This window comes from Acidovorax sp. (assembly GCF_046339755.1).
Lineage (GTDB): Bacteria > Pseudomonadota > Gammaproteobacteria > Burkholderiales > Burkholderiaceae_C > Acidovorax.
This window is the reverse complement of the sequence record NZ_JBKDTZ010000415.1, coordinates 1-15,827: the sequence shown is the minus strand read 5'-3', so window position 1 is coordinate 15,827 and position 15,827 is coordinate 1. Positions and strand designations below refer to the sequence as shown.

Sequence of the window (15,827 nt, the reverse complement as noted above, 5' to 3'; positions counted from 1 at the left end):
CCCTCAAGGGTTGATGAGCCACCCGAATTCCCAAGGTTCTCAAGAATGAGTCAAACCCTCTCTGCTTCAACGCTCCTGGCCGTGCCGCTGGCACCGCTGGCGGGCGCACTGCTGGCCGGCATCTTCGGCACGACCTTCGGCGGCAACTGGATCGGCCGCCGGCTGAGCCACACCTTGACCATCCTGGGCGTGCTGGTGGCGTTCATCCTGTCGGCCATGACGCTCAAGAGCGTGGCGGTCGACGGCGCGCGCTTCAACGAGACGCTCTACACCTGGATGGTGGTGGGCGGCCTGAAGATGGAAGTGGGCTTCCTGATCGACAGCCTCACCGCCATGATGATGGTGGTGGTGACCTTCGTGTCGCTGATGGTGCACATCTACACCATCGGCTACATGGAAGAGGACGAGGGCTACAACCGCTTCTTCGCCTACATCTCGCTGTTCACGTTCTCCATGCTCATGCTGGTCATGAGCAACAACCTGCTGCAGCTGTTCTTCGGCTGGGAAGCCGTGGGCCTGGTGTCCTACCTGCTGATCGGCTTCTGGTTCAACAAGCCCACGGCCATCTTCGCCAACATGAAGGCCTTCCTGGTCAACCGCGTGGGCGACTTCGGCTTCATCCTGGGCATCGGCCTGATCGCCGCCTACACCGGCACGCTCAACTACAGCGAGATCTTCGCCAAGTCGGGCGAGCTCGGCGGCCTGCCGTTCCCCGGCACCGACTGGATGCTGATCACCGTCATCTGCATCTGCCTGTTCATCGGCGCCATGGGCAAGTCCGCCCAGTTCCCGCTGCACGTCTGGCTGCCCGACTCGATGGAAGGCCCGACCCCCATCTCGGCACTGATCCACGCGGCCACCATGGTGACCGCCGGCATCTTCATGGTCTCGCGCATGTCGCCGCTGTTCGAGCTGTCGGACACCGCGCTCAACTTCATCCTGATCATCGGCTCCATCACGGCGCTGTTCATGGGTTTCCTGGGCATCATCCAGAACGACATCAAGCGCGTGGTGGCCTACTCCACGCTGTCCCAGCTCGGCTACATGACCGTGGCGCTGGGTGCCTCGGCCTACTCGGTGGCCGTGTTCCACCTGATGACGCACGCCTTCTTCAAGGCGCTGCTGTTCCTCGGTGCCGGCTCGGTCATCATGGGCATGCACCACAACCAGGACATCCGCTTTATGGGCGGCGTGCGCAAGTACATGCCCATCACCTGGATCACCTCGCTGCTCGGTTCGCTGGCGCTGATCGGCACGCCGCTGTTCTCGGGCTTCTACTCCAAGGACAGCATCATCGAGGCGGTGCACTTCAGCCACCTGCCGGCTGCGCACTTCGCCCACTTCGCGGTGCTGGCCGGTGTGTTCGTCACCGCGTTCTACTCGTTCCGCATGTACTTCCTGGTCTTCCACGGCAAGGAACGCTACGACCAGAACCCCGACGCACACCACGATGCGCACCACGACGACCATGGCCACGGCCATGACGACCACCACCACGATCCGCACGAGACCCCCTGGGTGGTGACAGTGCCGCTGGTGCTGCTGGCGATTCCTTCGGTGGTGGTGGGCTTCCTGTTCATCCAGCCCATGCTGTTCGGCGACTTCTTCAAGGACGTGATCTTTGTCGACGCGGCCAAGCACCCCGCCATGGCCAAGCTGGCCGAGATCTTCCACGGCCCCGTGGCCATGGCCGTGCACGGCCTGCAGACCGCGCCGTTCTGGCTGGCCGCGGCCGGCGTGGCCCTGTCCTACTACATGTACATGGTGAACCCGGCCCTGCCCGCCGCCATCAAGCGCATGTGCATGCCGATCTACACCCTGTTCGAGAACAAGTACTACCTCGACTGGATCAACGAGAACATCCTGGCGCGCGGTGCGCGTGCCCTGGGTACCGGCCTGTGGAAGGGTGGCGACCAGGCCATCATCGACGGTGCGCTGGTCAATGGCTCCTGGAAAGTGGTGCGCGGTATCTCCGGCGTGGTGCGCTGGGTGCAGACGGGCTTCATCTTCCACTATGCCCTGGTGATGATCCTGGGTGTGTTTGCCCTGATGACGTGGTTCGTCTGGGGTGACTTCTTCATGCAGCTCATCCGGAAATAAGGAAAACAACAAAATGGGTCTGTTGAGTCTTGCTATCTGGGTGCCGATCGCCTTCGGCGCGGTGCTGCTCGCGCTCGGCCGCGATGAGCATGCGCCGGCCGTGCGCTGGCTGGCGCTGCTGGGGTCGGTGATCGGCTTCATCGTCACCATTCCGCTGTACCAGGGCTTCAAGCTCGGAACTGCTGCCATGCAGTTCGTCGAGAAGTTCGAGTGGATCGAGCGCTTCAACGTGCACTACCACCTGGGCGTGGACGGCATCTCCTTCTGGTTCGTGCCGCTCACGGCCTTCATCACCGTGATCGTCGTGATCGCCTCGTGGGAAGCCATCACCGAGCGCGTGAACCAGTACATGGGCGCGTTCCTGATCCTGTCCGGTTTGATGATCGGCGTGTTCACGGCGCTGGACGGCATGCTGTTCTACGTGTTCTTCGAAGCCACGCTGATCCCGATGTACCTGATCATCGGCATCTGGGGTGGCCCCAACAAGATCTACGCGGCGTTCAAGTTCTTCCTGTACACGCTGCTCGGCTCGCTCTTGATGCTGATCGCGCTGATCTTCCTGTACAACCAGTCCGGCGGCAGTTTCGACATCGCCACCTGGCACAAGCTGCCCCTGAGCTCCACGGCCCAGACGATGCTGTTCTTCGCCTTCTTCGCCGCCTTCGCGGTGAAGGTGCCGATGTTCCCGTTCCACACCTGGCTGCCCGACGTGCACGTGGAAGCGCCCACCGGCGGCTCCGCCGTGCTGGCGGCCATCATGCTCAAGCTGGGTGCCTACGGTTTCCTGCGCTTTTCCATGCCTATCGCCCCCGACGCCTCGCGCGAATGGGCCTGGCTGATGATCGCACTGTCGCTGATCGCGGTGATCTACGTGGGCCTGGTGGCCATGGTGCAAAAGGACATGAAGAAGCTGGTGGCCTACTCGTCCGTGGCGCACATGGGCTTCGTCACCCTGGGCTTTTTCATCTTCAACGACCTGGGCGTCTCCGGCGGCCTGGTGCAGATGATTGCCCACGGTTTCGTCTCGGGCGCGATGTTCCTGTCCATCGGCGTTCTGTACGACCGCGTGCACTCCCGCGAGATCGCCGCCTACGGCGGCGTGGTCAACACCATGCCCAACTTCACGGCCTTCGCGCTGCTGTTCGCCATGGCCAATTGCGGCCTGCCGGGCACCGCCGGTTTCGTGGGCGAGTGGATGGTGATCCTGGGCGCGACCAAGGCCAACTTCTGGATCGGCCTGGCCTCGGCCACGGCCCTGATCTTCGGCGCCGCCTATACCCTGTGGATGTTCAAGCGCGTGTACCTGGGCCCGGTGGCCAACGACCACGTCAAGGAACTCACCGACATCAACAGCCGCGAGTTCCTCGTCATGTCGCTGCTGGCGATTGCCGTGCTGGCCATGGGCCTGTACCCACGCCCCTTCACGGACGTGATGGACACCTCGGTCGCGGAACTGCTCAAGCATGTCGCACTGACAAAGCTGAACTGACCAGACTGAACTGAGAGATTCGAGATGATTGACAACATCAGCTGGCTTGCGATTTACCCCGAGATCGTCCTTCTGGTCATGGGCTGCGTGATCGCGCTCGTGGACCTGGGCGTCAAGAGCCCCCGCCGCACGGCCACCTACGTGCTGACCCTGCTCACGCTGGCCCTGGTGGCCGCCCTGCAGGCCATGTATGCCAGCACCGGCAGCACCTTCTACGGCTTCGGCAACATGGTGGTCAGCGACTCCATGGGCAACTGGCTCAAGTGCTTCGCCACCGTGGCCGTGATGGTCACCCTGGTCTATGGCCGTCCCTATGCGGCCGACCGCGACATGATGCGCGGCGGCGAGATCTTCACGCTGTCGATGTTCGCGCTCCTGGGCATGTTCATCATGATCTCGGGCAACAACTTCCTCATGCTCTACCTGGGCCTGGAACTGCTGACCCTGTCGAGCTATGCCCTGGTGGCCCTGCGCCGCGACAACGCCACTGCGACCGAAGCGGCGATGAAGTACTTCGTGCTCGGCGCCATGGCCAGCGGTTTCCTGCTGTACGGACTGTCCATGGTCTACGGCGCTACGGGTTCGCTCGATATCGGCCAGGTGTTCAAGGCCGTCAATTCCGGCCAGATCCGCCACCAGGTGCTGGTGTTCGGCCTGGTGTTCGTGGTGGCCGGCCTGGCCTTCAAGCTCGGCGTCGTGCCCTTCCACATGTGGATTCCCGACGTCTACCAGGGTGCCCCCACGGCCATCACGCTGATGATCGGCGGCGCGCCCAAACTGGCCGCCTTCGCCATCACCATCCGCCTGCTGGTGGACGGCCTGCTGCCCCTGGCCATCGACTGGCAGCAGATGCTCGGGGTGCTGGCCATCGGTTCGCTGCTGGTGGGTAACCTCGCGGCCATCGCACAGACCAACCTCAAGCGCATGCTGGCCTACTCCACCATCTCGCAGATGGGCTTCGTGCTGCTCGGACTGATGTCCGGCGTGGTCAACGGCAATGTGGAAGCCGCTGCGGTCGAGAACGCCTACAGCGCCTCGATGTTCTACGTGGTGAGCTATGTGCTGACCACCCTGGCCGCCTTCGGCGTGATTTTGCTGCTGGCGCGCGAAGGCTTCGAGAGCGAAGAGATCGCCGACTTCGCCGGCCTGAACCAGCGCAGCCCGCTGTACGCCGCCGTGATGGCCGTGTGCCTGTTCTCCATGGCCGGCATTCCGCCCATGGTCGGCTTCTACGCCAAGCTGTCGGTGCTGCAGGCACTGGTGGCCTCGGGCCAGGCGGCCTACATCGCCATGGCGGTGTTCGCGGTCATCATGTCGCTGATCGGCGCCTTCTACTACCTGCGCGTCGTCAAGGTCATGTACTTCGATGCGCCGCTCACGGCCACCAGCGTCTCGGCACCTGTGGACGTGCGCGTGGTGCTCACCATCAACGGCGCCCTGGTGCTGGTGCTGGGCCTGCTGCCCGGCGGCCTGATGGCCCTGTGCGCCGAAGCCGTCGTGCGCGCCCTGGCGACCTGAGCGCTGCCCCAGGACTGCTCCCGTGTCCCTGACCGGCTCCGTCTGGCTGGTGATCGTGGCGGCTCTGATCGCCGCCAACCTGCCCTTTGCCAACCAGCGCTGGCTGGTGGTGGGGCCGGTGGCTCAGCCCAAGAAGGGCCTGCCGGTTCGTATCGCTGAACTCGTATTGGCCTACTTCCTCGTCGGCGGCCTGGCCTTGCTGCTGGAGCGCCGCGCCGGGCAGATCGCTCCGCAGGGATGGGAGTTCTATGCCATCACCGGCACGCTGTTCCTGACCCTGGCCTTTCCCGGATTCGTCTACCGCTACCTGCTGCGCCGCCACGGCTGAAGGCGGGCAGCCCATTCTCCCTTCCTCACTGCGACCCCTCCGACCATGAAAGTGCTCGACCTGCACTGCCACGCGGGCCATGTCTTCGAGGGCTGGTTCGCCTCGGAGGACGACTTCCAGGGCCAGAACCAGCGTGGTCTGGTGCAATGCCCTTTCTGCGGCGACTCCGGCATTTCCAAGCGCCTGAGCGCTCCCCGCCTGAACCTGGGCGCCAAACCGCCGGCTCCACAGGCCTCGGCCCAGCCGGCGAAGGAAGGCAGCACCCCCGGCAGCCAGGATTCCGTGGCCTTGCCGCCGGCCCTGCAGGCCGCCTGGCTGGAGCTGGCGCGCAAGATCGCCGCCAACACCGAAGACGTGGGGGAGCGTTTTGCCGACGAGGCCCGGCGCATGCACCACGGCGAGACCGAGGAGCGTGCCATCCGCGGCCAGGCCACGCCCGATGAGGCCGCCCAACTGCTCGACGAGGGCATTGCCGTGCTGCCGCTGCCCCTGCCGGTCACCGCCAAGGAAACGCTGCACTGACGACCGCCTTGCCCGCGCAGGGCAGGGCCGCTGTGTGAAAAGGCGCGGGGCGGATCCGAATCAGTGCTCAGGACATGTGGGATGACAGGCCCGTGACCAGGGCATCGAACGCCACCCTGCAGCGCGGGTTGTCGCGCAGGTCCTCGTGCATCGTGACCCAGGTGTGCAGCGGCAGCGTGAAATGCCCGGGCAGCACCCGCACCAGGTCTGGATCGCGCCGAGCCAGGGCCACCTGGCACACCCCGATGCCGCAACCTGCCCTGAGCAGCGCCAGCTGACCCAGATCGCTGTCGGTGCGCAGCGTGAAGTTGCGCCGCGTCCAGCCCGACAGCGCGGGCACTGCCTTGGCGGCCGCACGCAGAAAGGGCGTTTCTTCGTCGAACCCGATCAGCGCATGGCCCGCCAGGTCCCCGGGCTGTGACGGAGTGCCGTGCCGGTCCAGATAGCGTTGGTGGGCATGCAGGCCCAGCTCCACGGTGCCCACGCGGCGGGCCACCAGCACGTCCTGCTTCGGGCTGGTCATGCGCACCGCGATGTCGGCCTCGCGGTGCAGCAGGTCCTGCACCCGGTTGGTCAGCACCAGCTCGATCCTGAGCTGCGGGTAGGCGTCGCGCAGCCCTGCCACGATGGGCGGCAGCACTTCGACGCCGATGACTTCGCTGGCCGATACCCGCACCGTGCCCTTCACGCCCTCGCCCTGGCTCTCGGCGGCGCGCTGCAGCGCCGCGGCGGTGCTGCGCATCGCCTCGGCATGGCCGCGCAGGGCCAGCGCCGCCTCGGTCGGCAGCAGGCCCGTCTGCGAGCGTGTGAAGAGGGCAAAGCCCAGCGATTTCTCCAGCGACTGGACATGCCTGCCCACGGTGGGTTGGGTGATACCCAAAGCCCGCGCCGCGCCAGAGAGCGAACCCTCCACCAGCACCCCCAGAAAGCTGCGGTACAGCTCCCACCCGATTTCCTTGTCCATGCATAAATGTATAGCTGGTGAGCTATGTTGGGTAATTTCTTTTGTTCTCCCCCGCGCCCAGAATTCCCCCATCGCAACACGGTTCATCGGAGAGAAGTCATGGAAAGCGCAAATCAGAACATCGCCCTGGTGCTCGGTGCCACGGGGGGCATCGGCGGCGAGGTGGCACGCCAGCTGCGCGATGCCGGCTGGCAGGTGCGCGCGCTGAAGCGTGGCCTGGCACAAGAGCAGGAACTGCGCGACGGCCTGGTCTGGCTGCGCGGCGATGCGATGAACCCGGCCGATGTGCTGAACGCCGCGCAGGGCTGCTGCGTCATCGTGCATGCCGTCAATCCGCCGGGCTACCTGCGCTGGGCCGAGCTGGTGCTGCCCATGCTGGACAACACGGTGGCCGCCGCGATCGCGCAGCGCGCCACCATCGTGCTTCCCGGCACGGTCTACAACTACGGGCCCGACGCGTTCCCGCTGCTGGCAGAGACCTCGCCGCAGCAGCCGGTCACGCGCAAGGGCGCCATCCGCGTGGAGCTGGAGCGCCGCCTGGAGACTGCGAGCCGGCAGGGCGCGCGGGTGATCGTCGTGCGCGCCGGCGACTTCTTCGGCCCCCAGGTCGGCAACAGCTGGTTTGCGCAAGGCCTGGTCAAGCCGGGCCGGTCCGTAAGCGCCGTCAGCCTGCCGGGCGACCGGGGCGTGGGCCACCAGTGGTCCTACCTGCCCGACGTGGCCCGCACCATGGTCGCGCTGCTGGACCGCCGTGCTGCGCTGCCGCCCTTTGCCGCCTTTCACATGGCCGGGCACTGGGACGCGGACGGCACGCAGATGGCCGCGGCGATCCGCCGCGTGGTGCAGCGCCGCAGCGGTAAACAGCCGAAGGTGCGCGCATTCCCCTGGTGGCTGGTGCGGCTGGCCGCGCCGTTCGTGCCGACCCTGCGCGAGCTGCTGGAGATGCGCTACCTGTGGCGCCAGCCGGTGGCCATGGACAACACGCGCCTGAAGGCCGTGCTGGGCCAGGAGCCGCACACACCACTGGACGAGGCGGTGCAGGCGACGCTCGAGGGACTCGCGTGCCTGCCAGGACCCACCGCCCAGGTGCTCCCGCCGGCTGGCGCGGCACGGGCCTGAGGAGTGCGCCATGGCCAACCATCTTCATCCCGCACGCAGCGCCGGCACGCCGGCCATGGCCTGGAGCGCAATGCCGGCGTTGGGCCTCGTCCTGGCCCACGGACACCCGGGCACCGCTCGGCAGGGCACCTGAGGCCCTGCCGAGCGGCTTACGCCGTGAACTGCAGCGCCGCCAGCCGCGCATAGATGCCATCGGCCGCCAGCAGATCGGCATGGGTGCCCTGTTCCACGATGCGGCCATGTTCCAGCACCACGATGCGGTCGGCGTTCTGCACCGTGGCCAGGCGGTGGGCGATCACGAGCGTCGTGCGCTGGCCCGTGTGGCGCTGCATGGCCGTGTCCAGGGCCGCCTGCACCATGCGCTCGCTCTCCGCGTCGAGGGCACTGGTGGCCTCGTCGAGCAGCAGCAGTGGCGGGTTCTTGAGCATGGCGCGTGCGATGGCGATGCGCTGGCGCTGGCCGCCTGACAGGCGCACGCCGCGTTCCCCGAGGAAGGTGGCATAGCCCTCGGGCAAGGCCATCAGGAAGTCGTGCGCAAAGGCCGAGCGCGCGGCGGCCATGACCTCTTCGTCGCTGGCATCCGGGCGCCCGTAGCGGATGTTCTCCATGGCCGAGGAGGAGAAGATCACGGCGTCCTGCGGCACCACACCCACATGCGAGCGCAGTTCGGTCAGCGACAGGGCGCGGATGTCCGTGCCATTCAGTCGGATCGATCCCTGCGGGCCGCCGGTACCCGCTGCGAGCGCCTCCACGTCATAAAAGCGCTGCAGCAGCTGGAACACGGTGGTCTTGCCGGCGCCGCTGGCGCCCACCAGGGCCACGGTTTCACCGGCGGCCAGGCGCAGATCGAAATCCTGCAGCGCCGGCTGCTCGGGCCTTGACGGGTAACGGAAGTTCACCTGGTCGAACTCCACGGCCAGGCCCCGGCCCGTGGATGGCAGGACCACAGGCGACGCAGGCTCGGTCACCGGCGAGCGGCTGCCCAGCAGCTCCATCAGTCGCTCGGTGGCACCGGCCGCGCGCAGCAGGTCGCCGTACACCTCGCCGAGCACGGCCACGGAGCCGGCCAGCAGAATCACGTAGACCACGGTCTGCCCCAGGTGTCCGGCTGTCATCTGGCCGGCCAGCACGGCCTGCGTGCCCTGGTACAGGCCCCACAGCAGCAGGGCCGCATTGGCGATGATGATGAAGGCCACCAGCACCGCGCGCGACAGGGTGCGCCGCACGGCCACGTGGAAGGCGTTTTCGGTGGCCTGGTTGAAGCGCTGGGCTTCGCGCCGCTCTGCGGTGTAGCTCTGCACCCCGGGACTGGCGTTGAGCACCTCGGCCGCGATGGCGCTCGAGTCGGCCACGCGGTCCTGGCTGTCGCGCGAGAGGCGCCGCACGCGCCGCCCGATCCACATGGTGGGCACCACCACCAGCACGATGGCCAGCAGCACCCAGGACATCACGTAGGGATTGGTCCACACCAGCATGGCCAGCGCGCCGATGCCCATGACCGCATTGCGCAGCCCCATCGACAGCGACGAGCCCACCACCGTCTGCACCAGGGTCGTGTCCGCCGTCAGGCGCGAGAGCACCTCCCCGGTCTGCGTGGTCTCGAAGAACTGCGGGCTCTGCTGCAGCACATGGCCGTAGACCGCATTGCGCAGGTCGGCGGTCACGCGCTCACCCAGCCAGCTCACCATGTAGAAGCGCCCGGCCGAGAACACGCCGAGCGCAATGGCCACGGCGAACAGGGCCTCGAAGTGGTTGCGCAGCGCCATGGCCTGCTCGCCCCGGTCGGCGCTGACCAGGCCGCCATCGACCAGGGTGCGAAGCGCGATGGGAAAGGCCAGCGTGGCCAGCGCCGCCAGCAGCAGGAACACGCCGGACAGGGCAATGCGCCCGCTGTACGGGCGCAGAAACGGAAGCAGGCCGGTCAGGGAGCGCGGTGCCCCGCGCGCAGGGGAGGAGGGAGTGGATGCCATGCGCGCAGTGTAGGGCGGCGGCGCGCCGCATGCGGAGGCCGGCGGGCGGCTGCTCACCAGTCAGTAAAAAGTCAGCCTGTGGTTCCCGCGGGGCCGGTCGCCAAACTGGTGGCGCACCCAGTTGCTGCGCCCTGTTTCAGAGGGGGCATCCGGGTATACGAGCATGCCCTTGGAGCCGCGCTCGCGGCCCCGCGCTGTCACCTAGGCGTTTATACATAGGCATTAGTCCCAGTATCTGCCCGGGGGCGCCCCCGCATACGATGCGTTGCAACAACAAATAAGCATGCATGGAGACCTTGCAGCAAGGCTCTCCCACACCGCACACCACGGAGCAGCCAAGGCGCAATGAGCGACGTCATCCTCGAAACCACCAGCCTGACCAAAGAGTTCAAGGGCTTCACCGCAGTCAGCGATGTGAACCTGGCCGTGCGCCGGGGTTCCATCCATGCGCTGATCGGTCCCAATGGCGCAGGCAAGACCACCTGCTTCAACCTGCTGACCAAGTTCCTGACACCGACCTCGGGCAGCATCCGCTTCAACGGCCATGACATCACGCGCGAGCAGCCCGCGCAGATCGCGCGCCGCGGTGTCATCCGCTCGTTCCAGATCTCGGCCGTGTTCCCGCACCTCACGCTGATGGAGAACGTGCGCCTGGGCCTGCAGCGCAAGCTCGGCACCTCGTTCCACTTCTGGCGCAGTGAGCGCAGCCTGCACCAGCTCGACGATCGGGCCATGCAACTGCTCACCGAAGTGGGCCTGGCCGACATCGCCGACGAAGTCACCGTCAACCTGCCCTACGGCCGCAAGCGCGCGCTGGAGATCGCTACCACGCTGGCCATGGAGCCCGAGCTCATGCTGCTCGACGAGCCCACCCAGGGCATGGGCCATGAGGACGTGGACCGCGTCACCCAGCTCATCAAGAAGGTCTCTGCGGGCCGCACCATCCTGATGGTGGAGCACAACATGAAGGTGGTCTCCACCATCGCCGACTGCATCACCGTGCTGCAGCGCGGCGCCGTGCTGGCCGAAGGGCCGTATGCCGAGGTCTCGAACAACCCGCAAGTGATGGAAGCCTACATGGGCACCACCGACGGCCAACTCCAGGGAGCGCATTGAATGAAGCTCCCCCTGAGTCGCTTCGCGCCTTCCCCCTCTCTCGACTCGCTGCGCGAGTCGGGAGGGGGACGCCCCCAGCACGGCGGGGCGGCCCTTGCGCGGGGGCACTGGCCTTGTGCGTGCCGGTTTCGTAGGCAGCAGGTGGCGCGTAGCGCAATGGATAACTGAGATGGCAAATCCCCCAATCAACAACGGCGTGCCTGCGCTGGAAATCAAGGGCCTCGAAGCCTGGTACGGCGAATCCCATGTGCTGCACGGCGTGGACATCGCGGTCCAACCTGGCGAGGTCGTGACCCTGCTGGGCCGCAACGGCGCAGGCCGCACCACCACCATGCGCGCCATCATGGGCCTGACCGGGGCGCGCAAGGGCTCGGTCAAGATCAACGGCGTGGAAACCGTGGCCATGGCCACGCACCGCATCGCCCACCTGGGCGTGGGCTACTGCCCCGAAGAGCGTGGCATCTTCGCAAGCCTCTCGTGCGAAGAGAACCTGCTGCTGCCCCCCGCACTCAAGACCGGCACGCCCGGCATGTCGGTGCAGGAGATCTACGCCATGTTCCCCAACCTGGCCGAGCGCAAGAACAGCCAGGGCACGCGCCTGTCTGGCGGCGAGCAGCAGATGCTGGCCGTGGCTCGCATCCTGCGCACCGGGGCCAAGCTGCTGCTGCTCGACGAGATCTCCGAAGGCTTGGCACCCGTGATCGTGCAGGCCCTGGCGCGCATGATCACCATGCTGCGCGAGAAGGGCTACACGGTGGTCATGGTGGAGCAGAACTTCCGCTTTGCCGCGCCGCTGGCCGACCGTTTCTACGTCATGGAGCACGGCCGCATCGTCGAGAAGTTCGGCGCCGCCGAGCTCGAAGCCAAGATGCCGGTGCTCACCGAGCTGCTGGGCGTCTGATCCCATCCCCTCAACCGATTCTTCACCACCACCACACCTACAGGAGACAAACCATGAAGAACCAACTCAAAGCGCTGGCCCTGATGCTGGGCGCCGCCGGTCTTGCGACCTCGGCTGCGCACGCGCAGGACAAGGTCAAGATCGGTTTCATCACCGACATGTCCAGCCTGTACGCCGACGTGGAAGGCAAGAACGGTGCGCTGGCCATCCAGATGGCCATCGACGACTTCGGCGGCAAGGTGCTGGGCATGCCCATCGAGCTGCTGAGCGCCGACCACCAGAACAAGGCCGACATCGCCGCCTCCAAGGCGCGCGAGTGGATCGACACCCAGGGCCTGACCATGGTCTTCGGCGGCACCAACTCCGGCACGGCCCTGGCCACGGCCAAGGTGGCGCAGGAGAAGAAGCGCGTCTACATCAACAACGGCGCGGCCAGCTCGGCGCTGACCAACGAGCAGTGCTCGCCCTACACCGTGCACTACGCCTACGACACCGTGGCCCTGGCCAAAGGCACGGGCTCGGCCATCGTCGACACGGGCGGCAAGAGCTGGTACTTCCTGACCGCCGACTATGCCTTCGGCCATGCGCTCGAAGCCGACACCACCACCGTGGTCAAGGCCAAGGGCGGCAACGTGGTGGGTGCCGTGCGCCATCCGCTCAATGCCTCGGACTTCTCGTCCTTCCTGCTGCAGGCACAGAACTCCAAGGCCCAGATCCTGGGCCTGGCCAACGCCGGCGGCGACACCATCAACTCCATCAAGGCCGCCAAGGAATTCGGCATCGGCAAGAGCATGAAGCTCGCCGGCCTGCTGATCTTCATCAGCGACGTGCACAGCCTGGGCCTGCGCAACACCGAAGGCCTGCAGTTCACCACCAGCTGGTACTGGGACCTGAACGAAGAGACGCGCAAGTTCTCGGCCCGCTTCTTCGAGAAGACCAAGCGCATGCCCACCGAGATCCAGGCCGCCGACTACTCGGCCACCATGAACTACCTCAAGGCCGTGGACGCTGCCAAGAGCGTCGATGCCGACAAGGTCATGACCGCCTGGCGCGGCATGAAGATGAACGACTTCTTCGGCTCGGGCCAGCTGCGTGCCGATGGCCGCTACGTGCACGACATGTACCTCATGGAAGTGAAGAAGCCTTCGGAATCGACCAAGCCCTGGGACTACTACAAGCTCGTCAAGAAGCTGCCCGGCGACACGGTGTTCACCACCAAGGCCGAGAGCAAGTGCCCGCTCTGGAAATAAGCCCTCGTCCACGGACCTGAACGACCTCCTTCGCACCTGCTGCCGCCTTCGCCCATGGAAATCTTTGGTGTCTCATTGCCAGGCCTGTTGAGCCAGCTCCTTCTGGGGCTGGTCAACGGATCCTTCTATGCAATCCTCAGCCTGGGGCTGGCCGTGATCTTCGGCCTGCTCAACGTCATCAACTTTGCGCACGGAGCGCTGTTCATGACAGGGGCACTGATCACCTGGATGGCCATGAACTACTTGGGGCTGAACTACTGGTGGATGCTGGTGCTGGCGCCGCTGGTGGTGGGGGTGTTCGGGGTGGTCATCGAGCGCTTGCTGCTGCGCTGGATCTACAAGCTCGACCATCTGTACGGCCTGCTGCTCACGCTGGGCCTCACGCTGCTGATCGAGGGGGTGTTCCGCTCCATCTACGGCGTGTCGGGCCTGGGCTATGACACGCCCGAGCTGCTCGAGGGCGCGACCAACCTGGGCTTCATGATCCTGCCCAACTACCGCGCCTGGGTGGTGGTGGCCTCGGTGGTGGTGTGCCTGGCCACCTGGTACGTGATCGAGAAGACCAAGCTCGGCGCCTACCTGCGCGCCGGCACCGAGAACCCCCGACTGGTCGAGGCCTTCGGCATCAACGTGCCGGTGATGGTGACGCTGACCTATGCCTTCGGCGCCGCGCTGGCGGCCTTTGCCGGTGTCCTCGCCGCGCCGGTCTACCAGGTCACGCCGCTCATGGGGCAGAACCTTATCATCGTGGTCTTCGCCGTGGTGGTGATCGGGGGCATGGGCTCCATCATGGGCTCCATCCTCACCGGGCTGGGCCTGGGCGTCATCGAAGGCTTCACCAAGGTGTTCTATCCCGAGGCATCGTCCACCGTGGTGTTCGTCATCATGGTCATCGTGTTGCTCATCCGCCCCGCCGGCCTGTTCGGCAAAGAGAAATAAGCCCGGGGCCTGTCCGCATGAACTTCAAGAACAACATTGCCCCCATCGGCTACGGCCTGCTGCTGCTGGGCCTGATCGCTGCACCCTTCCTGGGGGCCTATCCCGTCTTCGTGATGAAGCTGATGTGCTTTGCACTGTTCGCTTCCGCATTCAACCTGCTGCTCGGTTTCACCGGCCTGCTGTCCTTCGGCCACGCCGCCTTCCTGGGGGGCGCCGCCTACGTGACCGGCCACGCCATCAAGGTCTGGGGCCTGACGCCCGAAGTCGGCCTGCTGCTGGGCACGGCCGGCGGCGCGCTGCTGGGCCTGCTCTTCGGCTGGCTGGCGATTCGCCGCCAGGGCATCTATTTCTCCATGATCACGCTGGCCCTGGCCCAGATGCTGTTCTTCGCCTGCCTGCAGGCGCCGTTCACCGGCGGCGAGGACGGACTGCAGGGCGTGCCGCGCGGCAAGCTCTTCGGCATCATCAGCCTGCAGAACGACCTGGTCATGTACTACGTGGCGCTGGTGATCGTGGTGCTGGCCTTTTTGCTCATCGTGCGCACCATCCATTCCCCCTTCGGCCAGGTGCTCAAGGGCATCAAGGAGAACGAGCCGCGCGCCATCTCGCTGGGCTACGACACGCACCGCTTCAAGCTGCTGGCCTTCGTGCTCTCGGCCGCCCTGGCCGGGCTGGCAGGTTCGCTCAAGACGGTAGTGCTGGGCTTTGCCACGCTGTCGGACGTGCACTGGACGGCGTCGGGGCAGGTGATCCTGATGACGCTGGTGGGCGGGTTGGGCACGCTGTCGGGGCCGTTGATCGGGTCGGCGGTGGTGGTGATGCTGGAGAACAAGATCGGTGAGTTCGGCAACCTGCTGGCTGCGCTCACCAGTGTCGAATGGTTCAAGACGCTGGGTGAGTCGGTCACCATGGTTACGGGCTTGATATTCGTGATCTGTGTGCTGGCCTTCCGCCGCGGGATCATGGGGGAGATCATTGCCTGGCTGGCCAGTCGTCGGGCAGCCGGTTCGCGGCACTGAGGTTTTTTATTGGCCGTATGCCTTTGTTAAGGGCGGGAGCCGGGATGTGCGCCCGGCGGCGCACCTACTTTCTTTTTGCGCAAAAAGAAAGTAGGCAATGAAAAGGCGCCCCGCTGTCTGCGTCCCTCCGCTTCGCTACGGGCAACCTGCGATGCTCGGTCCTGGGGTGGCGTCGCGGAACTCGCTACGTTCTTCGAACTCCGCTCAAACATCCGCGACGAGCCAGATCACGAAGTGCGTGTGTCCTTCGGCACACGCACCCACCCCAGGCCCTGCGCTTCTCGGCGCAGCCAGAAGGGGTGGGGAGCGGGCACCGAACGGCTGCTGCCTTGGCAGCCGCGCCGGTGTCGGCTACGCGCTGCGCGCTGCCGACGCAACTGGCGCGGCGGCCCTGCCCAGGCCAAGCGCAGCGAGGCAGATCGGGCCGAGCGAAGCAATGGCCCGTGTTGGTTTCCCACCCCCTTCTGACCGTGCCGAGAAGCGCAGGGCCTGGGGTGAGCGCGTGCCGAAGGACACGCGCATCGTTGTCTGGCTCGCCGAAGCTGTCTGACCGGAGCTGCCTCGCAGAGGCAGCGCAGGGAGTTCTTCGGCG

14 protein-coding genes are annotated in these 15,827 nt (G+C 66.0%); 12 read left to right on the top strand and 2 right to left on the bottom strand.

Annotated features, from left to right (window positions below; translation table 11 throughout):
- Positions 1 to 45 precede the first annotated feature (45 nt).
- From nuoL to ACK59X_RS35685, 5 genes are read left to right on the top strand one after another with little or no spacing between them, the layout of a single operon-like run.
- On the top strand, positions 46 to 2,100 hold the full coding sequence (gene nuoL, locus ACK59X_RS35705) for an NADH-quinone oxidoreductase subunit L (RefSeq protein WP_409964330.1): 2,055 nt from the start codon (positions 46 to 48) through the stop codon (positions 2,098 to 2,100).
- Positions 2,101 to 2,113: 13 nt separating this feature from the next.
- Positions 2,114 to 3,589, top strand: a complete 1,476-nt coding sequence (locus ACK59X_RS35700) for an NADH-quinone oxidoreductase subunit M (protein WP_409964329.1) — start codon at positions 2,114 to 2,116, stop codon at positions 3,587 to 3,589.
- 24 nt (positions 3,590 to 3,613) lie between these two features.
- A complete protein-coding gene (gene nuoN / locus ACK59X_RS35695) occupies positions 3,614 to 5,107 on the top strand; it encodes an NADH-quinone oxidoreductase subunit NuoN (protein ID WP_409964328.1) in 1,494 nt (497 codons plus the stop codon).
- A 22-nt stretch (positions 5,108 to 5,129) separates the two neighbouring features.
- On the top strand, positions 5,130 to 5,435 hold the full coding sequence (locus tag ACK59X_RS35690; protein ID WP_409964327.1) for a DUF2818 family protein: 306 nt from the start codon (positions 5,130 to 5,132) through the stop codon (positions 5,433 to 5,435).
- A 45-nt stretch (positions 5,436 to 5,480) separates the two neighbouring features.
- Complete coding sequence (locus tag ACK59X_RS35685; protein ID WP_409964326.1) at positions 5,481 to 5,957, top strand: DUF1178 family protein; 477 nt, start codon at positions 5,481 to 5,483, stop codon at positions 5,955 to 5,957.
- 67 nt (positions 5,958 to 6,024) lie between these two features.
- Here the strand turns inward: ACK59X_RS35685 and ACK59X_RS35680 are convergent, their stop codons facing one another.
- A complete protein-coding gene (locus tag ACK59X_RS35680) occupies positions 6,025 to 6,921 on the bottom strand; it encodes a LysR family transcriptional regulator (RefSeq protein WP_409964325.1) in 897 nt (298 codons plus the stop codon).
- A gap of 99 nt (positions 6,922 to 7,020) precedes the next feature.
- Here ACK59X_RS35680 and ACK59X_RS35675 point away from each other — a divergent pair, with 99 nt between their 5' ends.
- Complete coding sequence (locus ACK59X_RS35675; protein WP_409964324.1) at positions 7,021 to 8,040, top strand: SDR family oxidoreductase; 1,020 nt, start codon at positions 7,021 to 7,023, stop codon at positions 8,038 to 8,040.
- 10 nt (positions 8,041 to 8,050) lie between these two features.
- The gene (locus ACK59X_RS35670; protein WP_409964323.1) at positions 8,051 to 8,173 is read left to right on the top strand and encodes a hypothetical protein; all 123 of its coding nucleotides are present in this window, start codon (positions 8,051 to 8,053) and stop codon (positions 8,171 to 8,173) included.
- Between the two features lie 16 nt (positions 8,174 to 8,189).
- Here the strand turns inward: ACK59X_RS35670 and ACK59X_RS35665 are convergent, their stop codons facing one another.
- Positions 8,190 to 10,010: an ABC transporter transmembrane domain-containing protein gene (locus ACK59X_RS35665; RefSeq protein ID WP_409964322.1), complete on the bottom strand. Its 1,821-nt coding sequence runs from the start codon at positions 10,008 to 10,010 to the stop codon at positions 8,190 to 8,192.
- Between the two features lie 345 nt (positions 10,011 to 10,355).
- On the opposite strand from ACK59X_RS35665, the gene ACK59X_RS35660 reads away from it, so the two are divergent.
- From ACK59X_RS35660 to ACK59X_RS35640, 5 genes are all read left to right on the top strand, one after another.
- Positions 10,356 to 11,126: an ABC transporter ATP-binding protein gene (locus ACK59X_RS35660; protein ID WP_409964321.1), complete on the top strand. Its 771-nt coding sequence runs from the start codon at positions 10,356 to 10,358 to the stop codon at positions 11,124 to 11,126.
- A gap of 169 nt (positions 11,127 to 11,295) precedes the next feature.
- Positions 11,296 to 12,027, top strand: a complete 732-nt coding sequence (locus ACK59X_RS35655) for an ABC transporter ATP-binding protein (protein ID WP_409964320.1) — start codon at positions 11,296 to 11,298, stop codon at positions 12,025 to 12,027.
- Between the two features lie 53 nt (positions 12,028 to 12,080).
- Positions 12,081 to 13,277: an ABC transporter substrate-binding protein gene (locus ACK59X_RS35650; protein ID WP_409964319.1), complete on the top strand. Its 1,197-nt coding sequence runs from the start codon at positions 12,081 to 12,083 to the stop codon at positions 13,275 to 13,277.
- 54 nt (positions 13,278 to 13,331) lie between these two features.
- Positions 13,332 to 14,216, top strand: a complete 885-nt coding sequence (locus ACK59X_RS35645; protein WP_409964318.1) for a branched-chain amino acid ABC transporter permease — start codon at positions 13,332 to 13,334, stop codon at positions 14,214 to 14,216.
- A gap of 17 nt (positions 14,217 to 14,233) precedes the next feature.
- Positions 14,234 to 15,235 carry a branched-chain amino acid ABC transporter permease gene (locus ACK59X_RS35640; protein WP_409964317.1) on the top strand — a complete coding sequence of 334 codons (1,002 nt, stop codon included), beginning with the start codon at positions 14,234 to 14,236 and terminating at the stop codon, positions 15,233 to 15,235.
- Positions 15,236 to 15,827: the final 592 nt, after the last annotated feature.